The organism is Enterovibrio litoreus (genome assembly GCF_045679545.1).
In the GTDB taxonomy this organism is placed as follows: Bacteria; Pseudomonadota; Gammaproteobacteria; order Enterobacterales; family Vibrionaceae; genus Enterovibrio.
Genome location: NZ_CP166194.1, coordinates 659,377 through 680,465 on the forward strand (window position 1 = coordinate 659,377; position 21,089 = coordinate 680,465).

The 21,089-nt window shown below is 47.0% G+C and carries 15 protein-coding genes; 5 read left to right on the forward strand and 10 right to left on the reverse strand.

The genetic code is table 11. From position 1 onward, the window contains the following. Positions 1–182: 182 nt before the first annotated feature. From AB8599_RS02805 to dctP, 4 genes are read right to left on the reverse strand one after another with little or no spacing between them, the layout of a single operon-like run. Positions 183–1,832 carry a diguanylate cyclase gene (locus AB8599_RS02805; protein ID WP_407332295.1) on the reverse strand — a complete coding sequence of 550 codons (1,650 nt, stop codon included), beginning with the start codon at positions 1,830–1,832 and terminating at the stop codon, positions 183–185. Then, the gene (locus AB8599_RS02810) at positions 1,829–2,212 is read right to left on the reverse strand and encodes a response regulator (RefSeq protein ID WP_407332296.1); all 384 of its coding nucleotides are present in this window, start codon (positions 2,210–2,212) and stop codon (positions 1,829–1,831) included. The genes AB8599_RS02805 and AB8599_RS02810 overlap by 4 nt, the downstream gene beginning before the upstream one ends. Next, entirely contained in the window at positions 2,212–4,641 is a 2,430-nt protein-coding gene (locus AB8599_RS02815) for an ATP-binding protein (protein WP_407332297.1), read from the reverse strand. The genes AB8599_RS02810 and AB8599_RS02815 overlap by 1 nt, the downstream gene beginning before the upstream one ends. After that, positions 4,638–6,755: a TRAP transporter substrate-binding protein DctP gene (gene dctP, locus AB8599_RS02820; RefSeq protein WP_407332298.1), complete on the reverse strand. Its 2,118-nt coding sequence runs from the start codon at positions 6,753–6,755 to the stop codon at positions 4,638–4,640. The genes AB8599_RS02815 and dctP overlap by 4 nt, the downstream gene beginning before the upstream one ends. A 268-nt stretch (positions 6,756–7,023) precedes the next feature. Between dctP and AB8599_RS02825 the strand changes: the two genes are divergently transcribed. Together AB8599_RS02825 and AB8599_RS02830 are read left to right on the forward strand one after the other, a co-directional pair. Next, a complete protein-coding gene (locus AB8599_RS02825; protein ID WP_407332299.1) occupies positions 7,024–8,265 on the forward strand; it encodes a polyhydroxyalkanoate depolymerase in 1,242 nt (413 codons plus the stop codon). A 113-nt stretch (positions 8,266–8,378) separates the two neighbouring features. Next, positions 8,379–8,948 carry an SRPBCC family protein gene (locus AB8599_RS02830; RefSeq protein ID WP_407332300.1) on the forward strand — a complete coding sequence of 190 codons (570 nt, stop codon included), beginning with the start codon at positions 8,379–8,381 and terminating at the stop codon, positions 8,946–8,948. Positions 8,949–9,065: 117 nt separating this feature from the next. Here AB8599_RS02830 and AB8599_RS02835 read toward each other — a convergent pair whose 3' ends face one another. Beyond that, the gene (locus AB8599_RS02835) at positions 9,066–10,319 is read right to left on the reverse strand and encodes a D-amino acid dehydrogenase (RefSeq protein WP_407332301.1); all 1,254 of its coding nucleotides are present in this window, start codon (positions 10,317–10,319) and stop codon (positions 9,066–9,068) included. 105 nt (positions 10,320–10,424) lie between these two features. Here AB8599_RS02835 and AB8599_RS02840 point away from each other — a divergent pair, with 105 nt between their 5' ends. Next, positions 10,425–11,351: a LysR substrate-binding domain-containing protein gene (locus tag AB8599_RS02840; RefSeq protein WP_407332302.1), complete on the forward strand. Its 927-nt coding sequence runs from the start codon at positions 10,425–10,427 to the stop codon at positions 11,349–11,351. Here AB8599_RS02840 and AB8599_RS02845 read toward each other — a convergent pair. The 5 genes from AB8599_RS02845 to AB8599_RS02865 form a co-directional block, all read right to left on the reverse strand. Continuing rightward, positions 11,337–11,693: a hypothetical protein gene (locus AB8599_RS02845; RefSeq protein ID WP_017004619.1), complete on the reverse strand. Its 357-nt coding sequence runs from the start codon at positions 11,691–11,693 to the stop codon at positions 11,337–11,339. The two genes, AB8599_RS02840 and AB8599_RS02845, sit on opposite strands and share 15 nt — an antisense overlap. Positions 11,694–11,717: 24 nt before the next feature. Further along, positions 11,718–12,104: a hypothetical protein gene (locus AB8599_RS02850; protein WP_407333163.1), complete on the reverse strand. Its 387-nt coding sequence runs from the start codon at positions 12,102–12,104 to the stop codon at positions 11,718–11,720. Positions 12,105–12,120: 16 nt separating this feature from the next. Next, the gene (locus AB8599_RS02855) at positions 12,121–12,501 is read right to left on the reverse strand and encodes a hypothetical protein (RefSeq protein WP_407332303.1); all 381 of its coding nucleotides are present in this window, start codon (positions 12,499–12,501) and stop codon (positions 12,121–12,123) included. Between the two features lie 2 nt (positions 12,502–12,503). Next, positions 12,504–14,777, reverse strand: a complete 2,274-nt coding sequence (locus AB8599_RS02860) for a hypothetical protein (protein ID WP_407332304.1) — start codon at positions 14,775–14,777, stop codon at positions 12,504–12,506. A gap of 273 nt (positions 14,778–15,050) precedes the next feature. Further along, entirely contained in the window at positions 15,051–15,812 is a 762-nt protein-coding gene (locus AB8599_RS02865; RefSeq protein ID WP_407332305.1) for a DUF2927 domain-containing protein, read from the reverse strand. Between the two features lie 257 nt (positions 15,813–16,069). Here AB8599_RS02865 and AB8599_RS02870 point away from each other — a divergent pair, with 257 nt between their 5' ends. Together AB8599_RS02870 and AB8599_RS02875 are read left to right on the forward strand one after the other, a co-directional pair. After that, positions 16,070–17,788: a class I SAM-dependent methyltransferase gene (locus AB8599_RS02870; protein ID WP_407332306.1), complete on the forward strand. Its 1,719-nt coding sequence runs from the start codon at positions 16,070–16,072 to the stop codon at positions 17,786–17,788. A gap of 135 nt (positions 17,789–17,923) precedes the next feature. Next, entirely contained in the window at positions 17,924–21,055 is a 3,132-nt protein-coding gene (locus tag AB8599_RS02875) for a DUF3427 domain-containing protein (RefSeq protein ID WP_407332307.1), read from the forward strand. The last annotated feature ends 34 nt before the right edge of the window (positions 21,056–21,089 follow it).

A 21,089-nucleotide genomic window follows, 5' to 3' on the forward strand; every position in this document is an offset into this window, starting at 1 on the left:
AAGGCTCAATAATGCGTTGAGACTTTCAAAGCATGGCGCGGAAAAGTGGCTAAACCCTCTCGAATTTGTTGCGAAATTCTCACAAAGTCATGTCAATTTACTCAGAGACAAGGTTTGTGCTGCGACGGCTGAACATAGCAGGGAGCAGGGCAACTAAGTCGACAATATCGCGACATCCGACGTTAGGCGTGATTTTTTTTGTTCGCATCTAATTCCACATGGGTGACGACTTGGTTGCGACCTTTTTCCTTGGCAATATACAAAGAAGAATCTGCCGCTTCAATAATGGACTCTACCGAATCAAACTCTGGGAAGGTCGCGACGCCGGCGCTTAAGGTGGCGTAAAAGGTGTCCGAGCCATTGGAGAACGGCGTTTTTGCAAAGGTGACCCGAAATTCATCGATAAGCCTCAAGGCAATGTCGGCGGGCGTATCCGGTAGAATAAGCGCAAACTCTTCGCCACCATAACGGGCGCAAGTATCAGTTTTTCTGAATCGATAATTGAGCAAACGGGCAACGCCTTTGATGACTTTGTCTCCCACGGGGTGACCATATCTGTCGTTAACAGACTTAAAATGGTCGATATCTATCATCACAAAACTTAATGGGGAATGGTGACGACGCGCCCGAGAGAGCTCACGATCAAGGGCGACTTTTAGGTTCGAGTGATTGAGTAACCCTGTGAGGCTATCCCTGTCCATTAAGGCGCTTAATTGACGGAAGCGTTTAGCGCGAATGGAGACTGCTTGCGTTAGGTGCAGATCATTGATGGGTTTGGTAAGGAAGTCATCCGCACCCACTTGTAGCGCTTTCATTTGCAGCTTTAAGTCGGTTTCACCAGAAAGGTACACGATAGGCACATTGGTGTGGGAAGCGTGCTGGCGAATAACACTGGCGGCTTCCACGCCCGAGCAATTGGGCATATACAAATCCATGAGTATCAAATCGGGACTGAATTCGCCGAGTTCATCAAGCAAGTGCTCTGGATCGTCAACAATCAGGGTTTTCATTCCCGCCCCTTGCAGCACAATGGAGTAGTGCTCAGCAAGTATCTGTTCATCTTCAACGATCAGCACACGGTATTGGGCGTTATGACTTTCCCACAAAGAATCTAGCAGACTGAGAATGTCATCATATTCAATCGGCTTATGGAAAAAGGCAAATGCCCCTGCTTTTGCTGCAAGCAGTCGACTGTTCCAGCACTCAGTGCTGCTTAATACTACCAGTGGAATGCCACTGTTTTTACGCCATACTTTGGTGACTTTGTCGAGCAGTTCAAAGTCTTGGATATCAACAATGATCACCGAGGGGGACTCTTTGCTCAACGCTTCTTTTAATGCGTCAGTGCAATCGAATGACAGTACGTCATATTCCAGATATTGCAGCTGTTCGACCATTTCTTGAATGTCACTGAGATCGTCAGCAAGCACATACACCAGTTGCTTGGTTCGCCCCTGTTCGTGAAGCAGTGTGACTTCACCATAGGTCAAATCTTCAGGTCTTTTTGGCTCCATGCGAGCCACATCTTCGATGCTGGCAATGAGCGCATCAATGTCAGTATTTGGCCAAGGGTTTTCTTGGTTCTCATGTGAAGGCTTGAGCAATACTTCGATATCGCGGCCTCGTTCGCCAAGATCAACAAAACCGAGCGTGGTCGCTGTCCCCGCTAACTTGTGCGCTTCAAGCACGAGCTCATCAAGTTCGCCATGGGTCGATTTCTTGTTCGTTTGGATGGCTTGCCATAGCGTCGAAATTCTTTCGATGCGTTTACCGATGCCTTTGGAAAATTTGGCTTGTTGTTCCTGAAATTTTTTTAATTGAGATGGTCTCATAAGCCTTCCCTTGTCATCATGCTTTTAATTTTGCCGGCAAGCGTCATGGGATCAAACGGCTTGCTGATAACACCAATAGCACCGCATTGGTGGTAAGACGCTATCTCCGAAGGCTGAACTTTTGCTGTCATGAAAATGGCCGGCGTCGTACCCAAGTGGGGCAATTTTCGTAAGTTCATCAATGTGGTGGGGCCGTCCATGTCAGGCATCATGACATCCAGCAGCAGCAAGTCTGGGTCAGCAAGGGCGCCCTTCTCCAATGCCTCGTTGCCGGAACTGCACGCAAGTAGGATAAAGCCGTCGTCCTCTAGGGCCATTTCGGCGACATCACGAATGTCTTCGTCATCTTCTACATACAAAACAGTAATTGGCTTGCTCATTACATTGCCTTCTTGGGGAATGTTTTCTTAAGTATAAGACGGACTTCGGATTTGAGTTTGTGGATATTTAATTGCGATTTCTCATGGCATGACGTGATATTGGTCGGCAGGGGTATTTCGGGTTGTGTTTCTGATATCAAAATCACGGGTTTTGCGCTTGCAAAAAGCGCGTAAAGAAATGGTTGGAGTAATTTTTCGTGCCATGTGTTGTCAACAATGACCAATTCGAAGTGTTGCTGCTCCAAAGCCAGTGTGGCGGCTTCAATAGAATGGGCGGTAGACACTTCAGCGATAGCGGTAAGCTCACTGCGTAATGCATGGGTTAGTCCATCGTCATTGCCCACATACAATATCTGAAATTGGGAGATAACTTTCTCTGCATGGACAGCCAGACGTTTTGTTTCGGATGCATCAATCGGCAGCGAAAAGAAAAACGTCGACCCTTCTCCAGGCACTGAGATGAAGTCTAATTCCCCTTTGTGTCCTTCTATAATGGCTTTGGTGATGCTCAGCCCTAAGCCTGTTCCGCCGACCCTGCGTGTGTCTGAACTGTCAGCTTGCGAAAATCGCTCAAAAATGTGTTTGTGGAACTCTGGTGGGATGCCTGTGCCAATATCCGTGACTTCGACGCGATAGAAGGCATCTTGGCGCATGAGTGTCACGGTGACCTGGCTGTTTGCGGGCGAGTATTTGATGGCGTTTGATAACAGGTTCGCCATGACTTGCTGTAACCGCCCTGAATCCGCGTTGATATAGACATCATCAATCTCGTTGATATACACCACAGACACATTGTGCTTTCGAGCGAATCCCTCGTTGTCGTCGACGGAGCGCTGAATGATGGTATTAAGATTAATTCGATTAAAGCTAAAGGTAAGTTGCCCTGATTCCAGCTTTTCGATATCAAGAATATCGTTGATTAATAGGGCAAGCCGCTCACTGTTCCGCAGCGCGATAGTGAGCATTTTTTTACTTTTAACGGGTAACTCATCGCCAAACTTACCCAGCACTAAGCCCAGCGAGCCGCAGATGGATGTCAGTGGTGTTCGCAATTCATGGCTAACGGTTGCGACAAATTCATTCTTAACACTTTGCGCTTTTTTGCGCGCGGTGATGTCTCGAATAACGCCGGTGAACATGCGCTTGCCTAATACCCGCATCTCGCTGACAGAAAGTTCGGCGGAAAATTCAGTGCCATCTTTGCGCTTTGCTATGATTTCACGTCCTATCCCTATAATTTTCGCAGGTTTCCCGCTGATATAGTTGGTCAGAAAGGTATCGTGTTGTCGGGCGAAATCCTGTGGCATAAGCATGTTCACTTTCTTTCCGATCACTTCGTCAGCGTAATACCCAAATAGGCCTTCTGCCGCAGGGTTAAAGGTCGCGATGTGGCCTTTTTCATCAATGGTGATGATGCTATCAACCACGGTATCAACAATCGCAAGGAGTTGGCTCTGGCCTGATTGCCTTTCGGCCTCGATGTTTAATTCACTGGCTGTACTAATTTGCTCCGTGGCTTGGTTAAAAGCATTCACCAGTACTTCTAATTCAGAGGCGGTTTGAGACAGCGCAATAGGATAGGAACCCTCTTCTACTTTTTTAGACAGTTGCGTAATTGGATGCGCCATCTTCCTACCCAATCGACGTGCAATGGCAATGATGGGAAATAGGGATATGAAAGTGAGAATGCTGAAACTGGTGAGCCACGGAGCGATATTGTAAAGCAAGGACATGTATGGCTCTGAAATGGATATTGAAATATCAAATTTATTGAGCATCATGTCTGGCGTAGGAACCATCGAGACAGTGATGGCTTTATCTGGATGGGTTCCGTCCGTAAATTCGACCCTCACGCCCACTCTGAGTGAATAGTAACGGTTAATGTTTTCTAGTGCGGGTGCAACGAGCTCAGATAGGTTTACCCTCGCAATAATGCCGCCTTGTACCGCGCCAAAATACGTAATGGGTTCAATGATGAAAAACGCCCCATGATGAAATTTTATGTCGCCGTTGCCTGTGGCCAGTGTTTCTCTGACAAATGATGATGAATACCACGACGGAGATAGGGAGGATTGGTGCAATTGATTGCCTGCGTAATCAAAAAGTAGCGCATCATCAATAGCGGTGTATTGGGTAAGATCATCCAACGCATAATCAAAATAGAGATTGCTGCCGTTGATGTCGATTAAGCTATTGATTGAAAGCTGGCTTTCGGCGGTTCGTGTGACAGCCAATCGTTGGATCTTGAGTTCTTGTTCCAAAATGTTTAGGCGGGTTAATGCTTGAAGATGTAGGTCTTCGTGCAGTTGTTTATTTATTCGAAACAGCTCCATCACCGTGGTCGCGCCGACCACAAAGAAAAAGAAACTCACCAGCAGTACTAAGATGAGATTAGCAAAACGGTTGGCAATGCTTTTAGTGGCGATCATTCGTTTGCGAACTCTAGAGGATAAAGCGAGCCATTTTGATAGAAGGCGAAGATGTAATCGTCTGACGTTAATGCGTCTTGGTGCCCGTTTTTAAAGGGCTGCTTATACGTTTTCATGACGCCTTCATGTTGTTCCAATTTTGTCATTTCTTGACGGATTTTCTCCATATCTGGCTCACCTGATTGACGAGTTGCTTGTGCCAGCAAGTGCATGAGATCGTAAGCGTGAGCGGTGCCTGAAGGGGCAAAGATATCGCTTGCTGATGTGGTGTTGTATCGCTGGTGGTAACGGTTAGCCAATGACATGACAAGAGGCTTGTCGTTGCCAAGAAAGGAAAAGGTTTGCAGTACACGAAGGTCTATTTTCTCTATCGCGTGGGCTGCCTTCTGAGCAAATTCTGACCCCGTGATCCCCCAATGAGAGATCACGACGGGAGGATCGGGATATGGGATTAATGATGACAGAAATTTTTGGCCTTCAATCGCGTTGCCAACATAAATAATGACTTCTGCGCCTTGCTCGATCAGTCGATTTGTTTTTGATGCAAAATCACCTTCAGCCCAATCAAACCACTCTATGGCGATCGTCGAAACCCCGCGATGTGACATAGCTTCGAGCAGGCCTTCATAGTTGCTTCTTCCCCAGCCATTATTGACCAGCATTAAACCTATGTTGGGAGAAACGTCTAGCGCGCCATCAAGAAGAAATTCTGCCGCATATTCATCTCGAACAGATACGCGAAAAACGAAGTTGGGGTTTCGATTGTTCGCCACAATAGGGGTGGCGGCAGCCCATGGCGCTAACATCAATATTTTTTTCTCATGGATCAGGTCGAGTTCGGCGAGCACCACAGGACTGCTGATCCCGCTAAATACGGCGATAAGATTGGGCAGTTTGGCGAAGGTTTTTATGTTGTCTATACCCCGAGATGGCACCATGGAGTTGTTCCGTGCCACCAGTTTTACTTGTTTACCGAGCAGGCCGCCTTGCGCGTTAATTTCATCCATTGCGAGTTCAATGCCTCTGCGTATCGCGAGTCCAGACAATGCTGCGCTGCCTTGAAGGTCGGCATCTAACGCGACCAATAGTGCCTCAGGGTACATTGACTCCCAATTATCACGCTCTTGCAGCACTTGCTCGACAAGTGTTGTGCCAAACATCATGCGATGGCGTTCGAGGAGGGGCTTGGCGGCTTCTTTCATTTGGTTTATCAGTTCATTAGGTGCTTGAATGACAGTCATTGGGGTGTTTTTCATGTCATCACTAGCCTCTTTTTCTTGGGCGACAAGCGTGAATTGACGTTGTGTTGCTGCTTTTACCGCCTCTAGCAGGGCATCTTGATATTGTGCTGGCAATCCGCTGAAGGACTTTGGGTTCATCATCATGACCAAGGTAAGAAAACCATGGTTTGTCTTTGTTATCTGCAACCCATCCGCGTTGAGGGCAGCGATATTTCTGATGGTCTTTTCTGCCGCATCAATGGCTTTCTTTTCAAAGGCGTTCGACAACTGATTTGAAGCAATAGAAACGCTGGAGCCCCCCCATAATTCAATTTGTTCACGCAAGATCAGGCTTTCCATAATCCTAAAACGTCGGTTATTAAAATCAGCCATCGACACAAGCGGGAAGGTAGTGACGAACTGCTTAAATCCGGCTGGCCAGAATGCAAGCCCTTTCAGGTTGTGACTGTCCAATGTCGCCAATAATGTTCGCCCAGCATTGCTTGCATACACACGGCCTGCAGCCGCCTGATCTTCGAACAGGAAGGGAATGTCAAAAATCTGTATTTCAGGCGTGAGGTGAGACAGCTTGGGGGTTGGCGTAATCACCATATCCAGCTCGCCTTTTTGCACTAGCGCAATCAATTCTCGTTCAGATATTGATGATTCCGCACGCGTGACTTTTATCGTCACCTTGCTTTGTGTTGCCGTGTTGACGAGTGATGCGAGATGCATAGCGGCACTGTATTCAGCACTGTCAGTGGAACTTGTCAAAGCAAGGGTTAATTCACGTGTTTCTGATGATTTTTGAGAAACGATCGGTGAAGTGTCGTTGTTGCGGTCACAGCCACTAAGCAGCCAAATTATTGCGCCAAGTAAGAGAACTTGTTTCATCAAAATTCCTTGATCTCGCGATATCAGTGACCAGCGAGTTTTCCTGTTAAATGACGGGATTGCTCTCTACAAGATTAGAAATTGGATGAGTGTTTCGCCAGTGAGACTTTGAGTTAATGCAGTAAATGAGGGGAGTATCGGTTTAACGATTTTACAATCTGGTGATAAGACACAAACCTGCGGCACTGAGTTTCTGGTCTAGTATGTTAATTAAGTAGTTAGTTAATAGTGGTTTCTTGCCACGCGTTTTTAACATCAGGGGCACCCTATGCTTTATGAACTGAATGCGACATACATGGAATCCATCAAACCGCTTAACAGTTGGGTGAAGTTTGTCAGAGATTTTAACGCTGCGCCTTGGAATTGCCTGCGTGACTCGTCGATAGCGCGCACCTTTGATGCCTCGATGGAGCTGGTGGAGCGCCTGACTGATTGTTATGACGAGCCAGCCTGGGGCTTGGATCATACGGTGATCAACGGCCAAAGCTTGGCGATTCAATACAACGTGATTGCCAACAAACCGTTTTGTAATTTGCTTCATTTTAGACGAAGCAAGGCGCAGCCGAATCAGCCAAAAGTGCTTTTTGTTGCCCCTCTTTCTGGTCATTTCGCCACACTACTTCGCGGCACGATTCGCGAGTTTTTACCCGATCATGACGTGTATGTGACTGACTGGCAAAACGCCCGTGATGTGCCCAATAGTGAAGGTGAATTCCACTTTGATGACTACGTGGATTATCTGATTGAGTTTTTGGAAATGCTGGGCCCCGATACGCATGCGATTGCGGTATGTCAGCCGTGTGTGCCGCTAATGGTGGCTACTGCCCTGATGTCAGAACAAAACAACCCAGCCACACCGTCGAGTATGACGCTAATGGGCGGGCCTATCGATACCCGTATCAATCCCACGGAAGTGAATGATTATGCCAGCGGCAAAGATTTAGAATGGTTTGAATCGAACGTGATTTGTACTGTGCCTGAGCAATATAAAGGCATGGGGCAACTGGTGTATCCGGGTTTTGTTCAGCTTTCTGGCTTTATGTCGATGAACCTTGATTCCCACGTGCAAAAGCACTTTAAGTTCTTTGGTGATTTAGTCAAAGGCGATGGTGACAATGCCGAGTCTCACCGTCAGTTTTACAATGAATATTTGGCTGTGATGGACTTGCCTGCGCATTATTATCTCGACACCATTCGTAAGGTATTCCTTGAGCATAAGTTGCCCAATAAAACCATGACCTATCGTGGCAAGCTCATTGATCTTGATTGCATCACGGAAACGGCGATCCTGACCATAGAAGGCGAATTGGATGACATTACCGGACGCGGCCAAACTGCGGCGGCACTGGATTTGTGCACCAAACTGAGAAAATCTAAAAAAATGCATTATGAGCAAAAAGGCGTCGGTCACTACGGTATTTTTAACGGTCGCCGTTATCGCGAAATGATTGCACCGAAGATCAAAGGGTTCATTAAAAAATACGAGCCGAAGATCGTGAAAGCTGCATAGTCTATTTGCGCCTGTCGAGGTGAAAAAACACTTTTGCCTGAGGCGCGATTTTGTTCCTTCTCAATCGCCGTTATAACAGAAATGGTCATCGGCATTGAAAAGGATAACAACGGATGCTCACAAAATTACTCATCCTTACCAAACAACTCATTTTCATAAAACGCCCTCTTTTTATATTGGCTGCCTTAAGTCTAGTGAGTGTATCAACCGCGTATGCGCATGGACCGTCAAGGCTCAAAGTCTCTGAGTCTGTCACCATCAACGCCCCCGCTGAAAAAGTATGGAAAACCGTGGGAGCGTTTAACAGCCTTGCATGGCTGCCGCCGGTAACCAAGGTGGTAATGGAAAAAGAGCCAGCCAATGAGAAAGGCGCGGTGCGTGTGGTGTATGTCGGCGAGCAAAGTGTCGAAGAGACACTGAAAAAGTTCGATGACCAAGGAATGACGCTTAAATACAAAATCAGCCAAGACAACACGGCGCTGCTTCCTGTGACCAATTACCAATCGACGCTCTCGGTAAAAGCGGATGGCGACAACAGTGTGGTGACATGGAAAGCGGGCTTTTACCGCGGCGATCCAAACAATAACCCACCAGAAAATTTAAATGATGAAACTGCCATTGGTGCGATCACTGGGTTATACAAAGCGGGGTTGGACAATCTCAAAAAGGTGATGGAGCAATAACAAAAAGAAGTGCGGCCGATTCAAATAGCGTTGTTGTTGGCGTAAAAAAGAGGAGACATAAACAAAGAGGAGACCTAAACGTCTCCTCTTTTTGGTGTTAAAACCTGATGCCGCGGTTTAACTGGCGTAGCGAAAATAATCAAGCCCTTCCACTTTGCCAGTCACCTGTTCGGTGATCATCTGTGTCAGCAAATCGCCTGAACCACACGCCATGGTCCAGCCTAAGGTGCCGTGCCCTGTATTGGTGAACAAGTTGCTGTAAGGCGTTTTCCCAATCACAGGCGTGCCGTCTGGTGTCATTGGGCGGAACCCTGTCCAGAACTCGGCTTTTGCAAAATCGCCACTGTGCGGGAAGAGATCTTTCACCACCATCTCAATGGTAGCTTTGCGTTTTTCTGGAATAGCCGGATCAAACCCTGCCAATTCCGCCGTGCCCGCCACGCGAATACGATCATCAAAGCGCGTCAGCGCCACTTTATAAGTTTCATCCATCACGGTAGAAACGGGGGCTTGTGATGCATCGGTAATTGGCACGGTTAGCGAGTATCCTTTAACCGGATAAACCGGAATGTTTACGCCAAGCTTGGCCAAAAACGGGGTAGAGTAGCTGCCCATGGCGACCACGAAGGTGTCGGCTTCTAGCGTGCCTTTGTCTGTCAACACACCCACAATACGTGTGCCTTCACGCTTCACGTCCAGCACTGGCGTATCAAACAAAAACTCGACGCCATGCTGCTTGGCAAGTTCGGTCATTTGTTGACAGAACAGATAACAATCGCCCGTTTCGTCATCAGGCAGATACAAACCACCTTTTAGTTTGTGGCTCACAGCAGTCAGCCCGGGTTCTTGCTTAATACACGCTTCTACCGACATGCGTTGGAAGCGTGTACCACTTTGTTCTAGTAGGGCGATGTCTTTTTCTACCGCATCCACTTGTTTTTGGTTACGGAAGATTTGCAGCGTGCCTTGTTGACGACCTTGATACTGAATGTTGTGTTGTTCACGCAGTTCAATTAGGCACTCACGGCTGTGATTGGCAATGCCCAGCATGCGTGATTTGTTCACTTTGTAGCGGTCGAGCTGGCAGTTGACCAACATTTGACTGGCCCACTTAATCAGTTGTGGGTCTAGCGTGGGTTTCACCTTTAATGGGGCGTGTTCTTCCATCAACCAGCGAATGGCTTTTTGTGGAATACCCGGCGCCGCCCAAGGGGAAGAGTAGCCATAGGAAATTTGCCCAGCATTGGCAAAACTGGTTTCTTCACCGCTGCGTGATTGACGATCAACCACCGTCACTTGATAGCCTGCTTTTTGTAGATACCAAGCACTCATTAAACCGACAACACCACTTCCCAATACCAAGGCTTTCATCTTTTTTCTTCTCCAACTGAAAACAAGGCGAGTGTGTGTTGTTTACAAGGTGCTAACAATCGATATAAATTAATCACAGCGTATAGAAAAACTAAAAGCAGAAAGATGCAGACAATCAAAAGCAACCACTTGGGTGCGTTACTCACGTTTACGGAAATGGCCAAACACACCAGCCTTACCAGCGCTGCCAAGGCGTTATGCCTGACGACAGGGGCGGTTAGCCAGCAATTGTTGCAGCTTGAGCAACAATTGGGCTTTAGCCTGTTTGAGCGTCATTCACGGGGAATTCGCTTAACAGACAAAGGAAAGCAGCTGCTGCAAAGTGTGAGCTTCCATTTAGGAGAAATAGACGCTGAGATCGCTGCGCTTCAGCAATTGCAGGGAAAAAAGCAGGAAGTGCGCCTGAAACTCACCCCGTCGTTTGCCTTCAAATGGCTAGTGCCAAAGCTTGAAAGCTTTCACCAGCAATTTCCGGAGATTCAAATTCAGATCTTTGCCGAAGGCGCACTGGTGAACAGTGACACGCGAGATTTTGATTTGGCGATTGATTACCGCCAGCACCCTTATCGTCATCCCAATGCCGAGCTGTTGCTGGATGAATATTTACTGCCCGTGATGAGCCCAAGGTACCTTGCAAAACACCACTGGCTGTTGGATGACCCATATAGCTCAGAGCATTGGCAAACTGTCACCTTGCTGCACGATGCCATGCCGTGGCAAAACGCCGCACGGGATCATGAGTGGCGATATTGGGCATTAGAGCAAGGGCTTGAGATGCCCACAGATAAAGGCCATTTTTTCAACCGTACTGATATGGCCATGTCTGCTGCCGAAGCCGGTGTCGGGATTGCGATGGCGCGTATTGCGCTCATTGATGACGAGTTGGACACCGAGCGTTTAGTGTCGCCTTTCGCACCGATCAAAGCCAACGCAGGCTATTACTTGATAAACACCACCCAAAATGAAAGCACCGCCTGTTTTGTGGGGTGGTTGAGGGGGCAAATTGGGGAGGGACCGTCAAAGCGCCTTTGACATCAAGGACAGCAACAGCGCACCAATCACGCTCCACATTCCCAAACAATTGAACCACATAAACAATGAAAACTTTGTTGAGGTTGTGGTTACTCTACGACGAATGAGTGGGTAGGCAAGCCAATAGCCAAAGAGGCGTGTTGCAATGTTACTGAAAATCATGCTTGACCAGTCAGCGTGGAGCTTCCGGGGATCTTTTGCTAATTGTTGATCAATGAAAACGATACGTTGCGGATCTCCCAAAGAAACTATTGCACTCATGATGGTTCCGGGAAGAGCCCACAATATGGCGTAGATTGCGAGTAAGCCTGATGCCGCTATTTTTAGCTCTTCAATGTGCATGGGTATCCATTTTTAAGGTCAGAATTAGGGAATAATTCCCAGCAACTTTGCCAAGCAAACAAAAAACGTTGTACCAACCAAACTCCACATTCCCAGGCAATTTATCCACATGAATAGCCTGAATTTTTTAGACCGAGTGGTAGCTCTTTTCTTAATAAATGGATAAGCAATCCAGTAGCCAAATAGTCGTGGGCCAATTGAAGTATACAATTGATATTCAGGCTTTAAATAACCCCTCTCGTCATAATACTTCTTCAGGTTCTTAGCAAGTTGTTTATCAATAAATACAATTCGTTCAACATCACCGAGTGCAACCATGGCACTCATAACCGTTCCAGGAATTGCCCAAATGACTAGATAGCCACCGAAAAGTGCGCTGATGAGCACAATTGCTACTTCGTACCATTCGATTGTGATTTGCTTGTGTCTAACTCAAGATGTGTAAATGTCGAACGAGAAAGGCCAGAAGCATCGTGACCATAAGGCTCCAGAAGCCAACAGAGTTCAACCACATAAATACTTTGTATTTAATTGGCATTGATTGGGCATGCTTTTGAATAAATGGAAAAGTAAAACAATAGGTTATGAAACGGCCGCCAATATTCAAAAAATTCATGTTCTTTAGGTTGCCTTCCTCATCATAAAGCTCGTTTAATTTTCTGCTTAGCTGGCTATCAAGATAAATGATGTGTTTAAAACTCCCCAGAGAAACAACGCAAAAAGAGATAATGCCCGGAATAATCCAAGCGAGAGATAGCGTCCCTACAATGGCAAGCATTAGTATGAGTGTTGAGCCAAAATCCGACATAACTAGAAAATATCCCCAATCCATTCATATGCTAGGTACACAGTATCTCCAGTCGCTTTACCAGCAGTTGAACCAGCTATACCACCAAAGGCTCCTCCTCCCACAACTGCACCGACTGTGGCTATAGCGATTATAGGTGCGGATGTAATGCCGGCAATGCCAATTAATAGCGCCATACCCGCCATAGCGAGATTACCACCAATAACCCCTCCCAAAATACCTGCGCCAAATCCAAAGGTTTCTCTGGTTACAACCCTTCCGCAATTATCAGGGGTGTCTATCGAACAAGCTTCGTAAATATTGTTAATTCCGCTTGCTGCACCTAGGGCAATACTGACATATCCAAGCCCTTTCGATGCGAACATTCCCATGGCTACATTTGCCATGCGCTTGCCCAGATTTGGGACAACGCCTTTCGCGATAATTTCATTGGCATTGTGGATAACCGACTTAGTGGACAGTTTTAAGTTCTTTCGAACTTGCACATAGGCTGGGACTTTGACACTGCCTTTCGAAAGGGCAGCGAAAGACCCATCCAATTTTTTAAATAGAGCAGCTCGCTCGGTGACGAAGGCTCCATAGTTTATCCCACCAACACGGTTTGCCATTGCCACATGCGATACATACAAGCTATTAATTTCCAGTAATATGCCATTAATGTTATCAAGATGCTGTCCAATACCTGCAGCTATAGCCCCAACTCCCAATGAGGCATGCGCGTAAGCATCTGATGGAAGTCCATCTTCCTTAACTGTTTTTAATGTTTCCGACGCATAGTAGTCCAAAAGCTCAAAGTGACGGTTTACGGTAGCCACTGCATCATCCGTCAGTTTGCCCAGCTCTTTACTTGCCGCTTTCGCTTCTTCAATCAGTGCATCAAGACGGCTTCTTTCTTCCTCGGTCTCTGGCTCTGCTGTCGGCAGAACAACAATCTCCCCCTGTCTGGCGGGATTATTCAAATGCTCATTGTATTTCTTGATAAGTTCCTGAATGTCAGTGGGTGTTTCGTCTGAAAACAGGTTGCTCCAGAACTGTTCTAATGGTTGGGTTTCTTCAATCTGGCAATAGCCCAAATCGAACGCCAACTTGGCCTCCCTCCATGTCTTAACATTCACCACGGGCAACCCACTCTCCACCAGACGCGTATTGTTTATCGCTTTTAGTGTCGAGCCCATCAGCAGGCGTTCTTTGTGCTCATAAGTAACATCTGTATGGGTATTGTAAGTTTGTGGCTTGTAAGGTTTCTCGGCGACTGTGGTGGTTTTTATGACAGCAAGCAGGGCTGGTATATCAATCGCGACGCCGTTTTCAGCTAGCCAATCTTCATTGAGGTTATCGAGTTGTTCCCGCGTGATAGGGGAACTAAGGTGCACAAGGTGCTGGTTGGTGACGACTTTGCTGTCGATTTTCCAATAAAGCAGGATAGCGCCTTGATACTTATTCAGCCCAGGCTCAGTGTTGAGTGCGGTATGGGTAGAGCGAGTCGCCTGAAATGCCCAGCGGCCTTCTCCTAAAATCTTGTACTCTTGAACCAGTTTTCCTTCATGGAAGTGGTAGAAATACCCGTCGGTAGGAAAGCCTAAACGCGACCCTAGCTGCATGGCAGGGACAATAGGAATAAACGCTTCCCGAACCGCATCGGTGCCTTTGGGTTTTAACTTCACAGGAGGCTGACTACTCACGCCTTTTTCAGTTGCCGCGACTTTAGCGATGAGCCTGCGGGGCGTGTCATCCGTGGCCTTGGCAGAGAAAATTGTGCCTATTTCAGAAAGCTTGGTCTGCCAACTGACAATACTGGCTTCTTTGGGCGTTTTACCCAATGCAAACTGGCAACCGATTTCACTGGCGAGCACGGCCTCAGTGCAGGCAACCTCAAACAGATACTCATAATCTTGATCAGGTTTTTTTGTTTTTTCTACGGCCTTGGGTTCGGGGGTGTAAGGCACATCAGGGGCGGATTGAGATTCAGAGCCTGAGCGAGAGGTGAAGCCAGACGCTTTGGAGCGAGACACAAACGCCGTTTTTGCCTGTGGTGAAAAGCTAGCTTCAGCAGCAGGGTTAACTTGCCAGACTTTGTCACCATAGGAGGTGTTGGATGCTCTGAGAGCGGGCGTGATCGGCGCGTCGCTTAGCAATACAAATTCGCCGGCTTCAAGTTTCGATTTGAATTTATCTAACGCCATATCCTGCGGCAACACCGCGGCCAGCGCTCTTTCATCTAACGTCGAAAACGCCCCCTCAACCTGACCAAACTCATACGATGCGAGTTCGGACATTTTCACAACCCTGTACGCCACTGATTCTTCCCTGATGATTTTTGTTTGTAGGTTAAATACCGAACAAACGGGGGGATTACAATGACGCGAAACCAAAAGCGAAAGGCAGATCATGCGGGGGCAATTTCTTGCTCGAAATGGGCACTGAATTGCGTATTTGATGTGGGTGATTTGATGGATAGCTGCTCGGCGTTGTAACAAAAAGCCATGATTGGAGGTGTTCGCCATTCTTCACTGATCAAGGCAATTCGATGGCGTATGGATATCGGCCCCTCAATTCAACCCAAACTCAGTAATGAACTTACTTTGAAGGTAGAGATCAGTCGATTGCTTTGACCAACTAGGGTTTTGTTTGAACCAGTCGTCCAGCAACGGCATCACCTGTTTTTCACTCATGCCAGCGCGAACCTCAGATGAATAGAGCAACCGAAGCAACGTGATGTCTAGCGGCGTCATCAGGTTGTTCTTCGAGGCATCGTTAAAAATGGAGGGGAAGACCTTATCTGAATCGTTCGGCAGCCCCATCACCTGAGTGATTTCTTCGACCACGCAGGCAAACAGTTTGCCGCGTTCACGGGCAAGGTCGACAGGAATAACAATCAGCGCCTTTCGGATTTCTGTCTTTGGCGTCACCGAAATATGCGCCATGCAGATCGCGCCATGAAAAGGGAAATTATCCTCTGTCGGCCACAATTCTCGGGTTTCATCCTGCCAACGGCCTTGGCGGGTAAACACCATCCGAATGTTGGCGTCTTCTGGATCATCGACCAGTTTGATGTCATGCCCAGTGGCGCGTGCTAAATCGTTGATCTGAATGGTGGTGAGCATGGTATGAAGCTTGTCATCACCCACGCGGTGATCAATAAAAATCCGTATTGGCTGGTGCCACTTGCGGATGGGGTGGGTTTTATCATCATACTCATTGTTGAGGGCAATAATCTGGAATGCATTTTTCACGTAGGCAGTCTCGTCCCATGCTGCCAGTGTTGGCGCTGCAAATACAACAAACAATAACCCCAAGACCAAATGTCGCACCGCCGCTCTCCATCGCTTGCATTGCTGCGCACCAAACTTAGAACGCACAAGCGTAATGATGGCAACTAAGCGAGAAGGTTTCAATTGTAGGGGGAAAATGACCCGTGGCGATATGTGATAAGGGCTTAATGGCCTGCTGTCTTTGTTCAATGCCACTGCCTTTAGAACCGGCAACCACGGTCGCGTTTTTCTTTGTTAGGCGTACATAAAAGTCCATACAAAGTACAATTGATAAATCACGTATAAACCTGTCTCTTATGAACCGAACTATCCAGTTTTACCATCAACATTCAGAACAGCTGGATAACCAGTATCAGCAAGTGAGCTTTGAACAGGTTCATGACAGTTGGCGATCTTTTTGGCCTGATGGCAGCAATGGCACCTGCAAAGTGCTGGATGTGGGCGCCGGCAATGGCGCGGATGCCACGTGGTTCGCGAACCAAGGCTGTGATGTGTATGCCGTCGAGCCTGCTGATAGCTTTCGGGCAATTGGTGAGTCACGCACGCAATCTCTTCCTACCACTTGGCTTTCAGACACCTTGCCTGAACTGAAAGTGGTGAATCAACTTAGCCTTCGCTTTGACTGTATCTTGCTTTCTGCCGTGTGGATGCACATCGCGCCGAGCGACAGAGAACGCGCATTTCGAAAACTGGCCAACCTGCTAGCACCCAATGGGCGGCTGGTGATCACGCTTCGTCACGGCGGCTTTAATGATGCAAGGCAAGCTCACTCTGTTTCCGTTGAAGAGATTGAGCAGTTCGCCAAAGATCATGCGCTTCAGATAAGGCTGCAAACACCCTTGCAAGCCGATGCGCTGGGCCGTGATGACGTGAAATGGCAAACCGTCGTATTAACCCTGCCGGATGATGGTTCGGGTGATTTGCTCACCGTGCGTCACGTTATCGTCAACGACAGCAAATCAGCCACTTACAAGCTTGCGTTGCTGCGAACCTTACTACGCATTGCCGATGCACATCCCGGCGCGGTCATTGATCGTTCTGATAAGCGTATTGCCATTCCATTGGGCTTGGTCGCACTGTATTGGATGCGCCAGTACAAACGCCTGATTGATACGGACGTGGGTGACGGACAAGGGATTCAACAAAACAGCGACGCCAATAAAGGGCTGGGGTTTGTTAAAGACGAGGGTTGGCACAAATTAAAACACCTGACGCCGGACGATCTTTCTATCGGGGCGTTTTTCACTGGTGAAGATGCACAAGCATTGCAAAAAGCGATGCGGCATACCATAGACACACTCAAAGCGGGGCCCGTCAAATTCACCTATCGTGGTGATATCACCAGACCTTTGTTTGAGATGGAACGCACCAAGGTTCACGCCAAATCCAGCTTTATTATTGACAGTGAGTTTTTGCAAAGCTTCGGGGTATTCACCTTAGAAGAAAGCCTGTGGGATTGCTTGAGGCTTTACGCCAGTTGGATAGAGCCGCTGGTGGTGAACCAGTGGATAGCGGAAATGAAGCGCTATGAGCTAAACCAACGCCGCGCGATTTCACTGCAAACCTATCACGATTGTTTAGCGTGGATAGATGCCAGTCACGATACGCGAGATGTGCGAAAACGCATTGAATTGTTGCGTGAAAACCAGCATCAAATCGTCAGTGTGTGGAGCAATACCAAGCTCAACGACAAATACCATGTCGATCATTGTCTGCCATTTGCGTATTGGCCAAACAATGACCGATGGAACCTGTTCCCTACCACGGAAAAAGAAAACCTCACCAAACTCAATCGTGTGCCATCCAAGCAACGCCTGCAAAAAGCCAAGCCGCTGATCCTCGATTTCTGGCAACTGGCATGGGATGAAGATCTCGCGCAATCGCGTTTCTTCTGTGAAGCCGCGTTGTCGCTGCCCAACATCACGTCAACAGAAAGAGATTTTGAATGCGTGTTTGAAGCCATGAAGCTACAAGTGGCGGGTGTTCAGAGTCGGTTGCTGGTGGGGGAGTGGTGATAGTCGTTTTTTATTTTTGAATAATGCTTAAAGTATTCTCTGTGAAATGTTTTTAACCAATTAAAATGAAACGTTTTTATTATTATTTTCAGGTCGATATACACTGTGTGTTTTGGCCTGTATGAAAGGCAGACTATGAAGCAAAGTGGTATCTACGAGCAGCTCATTACACAACTCATTAATAGCCGTCTGGATCGAGACCGATTCTATGTGGGTGAGCGTGAACTCAATGTCAACGAAGCGTCTGTTTGGCTATCTCGTTTTTTGACCCATATTTTGGATTATGCGATTGGCTCAGTGCCTTCGGGGGACGACCAGTTACAAAAACAGATAGAGCTTTCTAATGATTTGTTGATGTGGTTAAGAGACCAAATCCAAGATAAAGAATTTATCGAAGAAAACTTGCTTGATAGCCAAGGGAAAATACTCACTGCGCTGTATGAGTTAGAAAACCCTATTTCAGCCAATTTGAAGCAGTATGTTGAAAATATCTTTCCGCTTACTGGTCTGACGCAGAGCGAATTGTTCTGTGGTAGCAATGCAGGATTGTCATTGGAATCAGAACTTAAGCGCGAGATCTTGTCGGCAGATAAGATCTATTGGCTGGTGTCGTTTATCAAATGGACAGGTATTCGAATTTTCCGTAAAGAATTAGAAGCGTTTACCGCCAGTGGGCGTGAGCTCAAAATTATTACCACCTCTTACATGGGGGCGACGGATGCCAAAGCGGTTGAGTATCTAGCAAGCCTTCCCAATACCCAGGTCAAACTAAGCTACAACACTGACCGCGAGAGACTCCATGCGAAAAGCTATTTGTTCTTGCGTGATACTGAATATCACACGGGCTACATTGGCTCATCTAATCTGTCTCATTCGGCGCTCACCAATGGCCTTGAGTGGAACCTGAAGATCACCTCGAAAGAAATTCCGCACATTATTAAGAAGTCACTCAGTACGTTTGAAACCTATTGGGCATCGAACGAATTTGAGCTTTTTGATGGTCAAGCAGACAGCGCGGAAAAGTTAAAGCGAGCATTGAAACAGCAAAAATTTGGGAATGACAAAAGTGTGCAGCACTTTTTCGATATCACGCCTTTTCCTCATCAAAAAGACATTCTTGAGCAACTCTTGGTTGAGCGCGAACTGCATCAACGCTATCGGAACCTTGTTGTAGCAGCAACAGGGACGGGAAAAACGCTGATATCTGCTTTTGATTTTGCCCGTTTTATCAAAGACAAACCGAATGCGACGTTTTTGTTTGTTGCGCACAGAGAAGAGATCTTGCGTCAAGCGAGAGAAGCTTACCGAGGTGTGCTGAAAAATAGCGGATTTGGCGAGTTGTGGGTTGGAGGGCAAACACCTGAACATTATCGTCAGCTGTTTGTTTCGATCCAGACGTTGAACAATCAACTCGATTGTCTAAAACTGACATCTGGCTACTACGACTACATAGTGATTGATGAAGTGCATCATATTGCGGCCGCAAGCTACCGAGCTGTGCTTGGTTATTTTGCGCCTTCGATTTTGTTGGGTCTAACTGCAACACCTGAGCGCCATGATGGTGGGGATATACTCAACGATTTTGGCGGTGTGATCGCCGCTGAAATTCGGTTACCGGAAGCCATTAATCGCCGACACCTTTGCCCATTTCAATACTTTGGCATTGATGATGATACGGATCTTCGCAGTATCACGTGGAATCGCGGTCGTTACGATGTTTCGCAGCTAACCAATCTTTATACGCATAACCAAAATCGAGTAGATAAAATTCTCCGTAGTTTGCAGGAGATCGTGACTGAAATTAGCAATATAAAGGCTTTGGCGTTTTGTGTGAGTCGAGATCATGCGAATTACATGGCTCAGCAGTTCCTATTAAAAGGGATTAAAGCGGATGTATTGACCAGTGATAACAGCCATGAACGACAGCAAAAGCAGCAAGCTATTCGCTCTGGTCAAATTAACATTTTGTGTGTGGTTGATATCTTTAATGAAGGTGTCGATATTCCTGAAGTTGATACGTTGCTGTTTTTACGCCCGACAGAAAGTTTAACTATTTTTCTACAGCAACTCGGTCGTGGCTTGCGCTTAGCAGAAGGGAAAGAGTGCTGCACTGTGCTGGATTTTGTTGGTAACTCGCGCCCTGAATATGACTTTGCGAATAAGTTTAGAGCGTTGGTGGGAAAAACAGAGAAAGCCATTTCGGATGAAGTGAAGCTAGGGTTTCCGCATGCTCCTCTTGGTTGTCGTATAGAGCTCACTAAGCGTACACAAGAGATGGTATTGGATAACATCCGCAAAGCCACGTTGACACTCAAAAGACTTGTGGAGCTGATCCGTCAGTATCCGCAGCACTCTTCGCGACCATTAACGCTGAAGAATTTCTTATCTCTTCACCCGCATATTAACTTAAATGAGCTGTATAAACGCGTCAGTTGGACCGAGCTTGTTAATAAAGCCAGTGACAATATAACCTCTGATGAATCATCAATAAAGCTGGTCAAAAAAGCGATACAAAACCGTATTTTGACCTGTGACGATCATTACTACTTGCAGTTCTTACAGCAGCTTTGTCTGAGTAGTTTTAGCTCTGATGAAAGCGAAGATCCGCGAACGCTAATGTGCCACTATGATTTTTGGCAAAAAACGGGGCCTGATTTGGGTTTTCGAACGCTTTCCGAGAGCATGGCGAAACTTAATCAACTGGGGCTCAATCAAGAGTTAGCCGATGTGATCGAGTGGAAGCTGGCACAAACTAAACACGATCAACCAGCGATGCCCTCTTTACCCAACGTTCCACTTCGCCTGCATGCACGCTACGCGCGTGAGCAGATATTGGTAGGCTTTGGCGCAACCACTTTTGAGCATCAACCGCCTTCACGAGAAGGTTTATTTAATATTAAAGATCAGAATATTGAGTTGTTTTTTGTCACCTTAGACAAAAACGAAAAACAGTTTTCTCCAACTACGATGTACCACGATTACGCGATCAATGAGAGCCTATTCCACTGGCAATCACAGAACAGCGCGAGACCTGATCGCGGGCGCGGTAAAGAGTACATAGATCATCGTGAAATCGGTAAGCGCCTCTTTCTTTTTGTGCGAGAACAGACCAAGGACAAATACGGCCGCACTATGGGGTTTGTAAACTACGGGGAAGTGGAATACGTGAGTCATACGGGTTCGCAACCGTTAAGCATCACTTGGAAACTTCAAACGCCAATGCCCAACTTTATGTGGCAACAGGCTGCTAAGCTCGCAGTGGCTTGAGTTGGATGGCAATCGGTTGAATATAACAAAAGCG

Excerpts from the sequence above, each read along its gene's own strand:
- AB8599_RS02805 (WP_407332295.1), bottom strand. The coding sequence starts at position 1,832 with ATGAGACCATCTCAATTAAAAAAATTTCAGGAACAACAAGCCAAATTT.
- AB8599_RS02810 (WP_407332296.1), bottom strand. The coding sequence starts at position 2,212 with ATGAGCAAGCCAATTACTGTTTTGTATGTAGAAGATGACGAAGACATT.
- AB8599_RS02815 (WP_407332297.1), bottom strand. The coding sequence starts at position 4,641 with ATGATCGCCACTAAAAGCATTGCCAACCGTTTTGCTAATCTCATCTTA.
- dctP (WP_407332298.1), bottom strand. The coding sequence starts at position 6,755 with ATGAAACAAGTTCTCTTACTTGGCGCAATAATTTGGCTGCTTAGTGGC.
- AB8599_RS02825 (WP_407332299.1), top strand. The coding sequence starts at position 7,024 with ATGCTTTATGAACTGAATGCGACATACATGGAATCCATCAAACCGCTT.
- AB8599_RS02830 (WP_407332300.1), top strand. The coding sequence starts at position 8,379 with ATGCTCACAAAATTACTCATCCTTACCAAACAACTCATTTTCATAAAA.
- AB8599_RS02835 (WP_407332301.1), bottom strand. The coding sequence starts at position 10,319 with ATGAAAGCCTTGGTATTGGGAAGTGGTGTTGTCGGTTTAATGAGTGCT.
- AB8599_RS02840 (WP_407332302.1), top strand. The coding sequence starts at position 10,425 with ATGCAGACAATCAAAAGCAACCACTTGGGTGCGTTACTCACGTTTACG.
- AB8599_RS02845 (WP_017004619.1), bottom strand. The coding sequence starts at position 11,693 with ATGCACATTGAAGAGCTAAAAATAGCGGCATCAGGCTTACTCGCAATC.
- AB8599_RS02855 (WP_407332303.1), bottom strand. The coding sequence starts at position 12,501 with ATGTCGGATTTTGGCTCAACACTCATACTAATGCTTGCCATTGTAGGG.
- AB8599_RS02860 (WP_407332304.1), bottom strand. The coding sequence starts at position 14,777 with ATGTCCGAACTCGCATCGTATGAGTTTGGTCAGGTTGAGGGGGCGTTT.
- AB8599_RS02870 (WP_407332306.1), top strand. The coding sequence starts at position 16,070 with ATGAACCGAACTATCCAGTTTTACCATCAACATTCAGAACAGCTGGAT.
- AB8599_RS02875 (WP_407332307.1), top strand. The coding sequence starts at position 17,924 with ATGAAGCAAAGTGGTATCTACGAGCAGCTCATTACACAACTCATTAAT.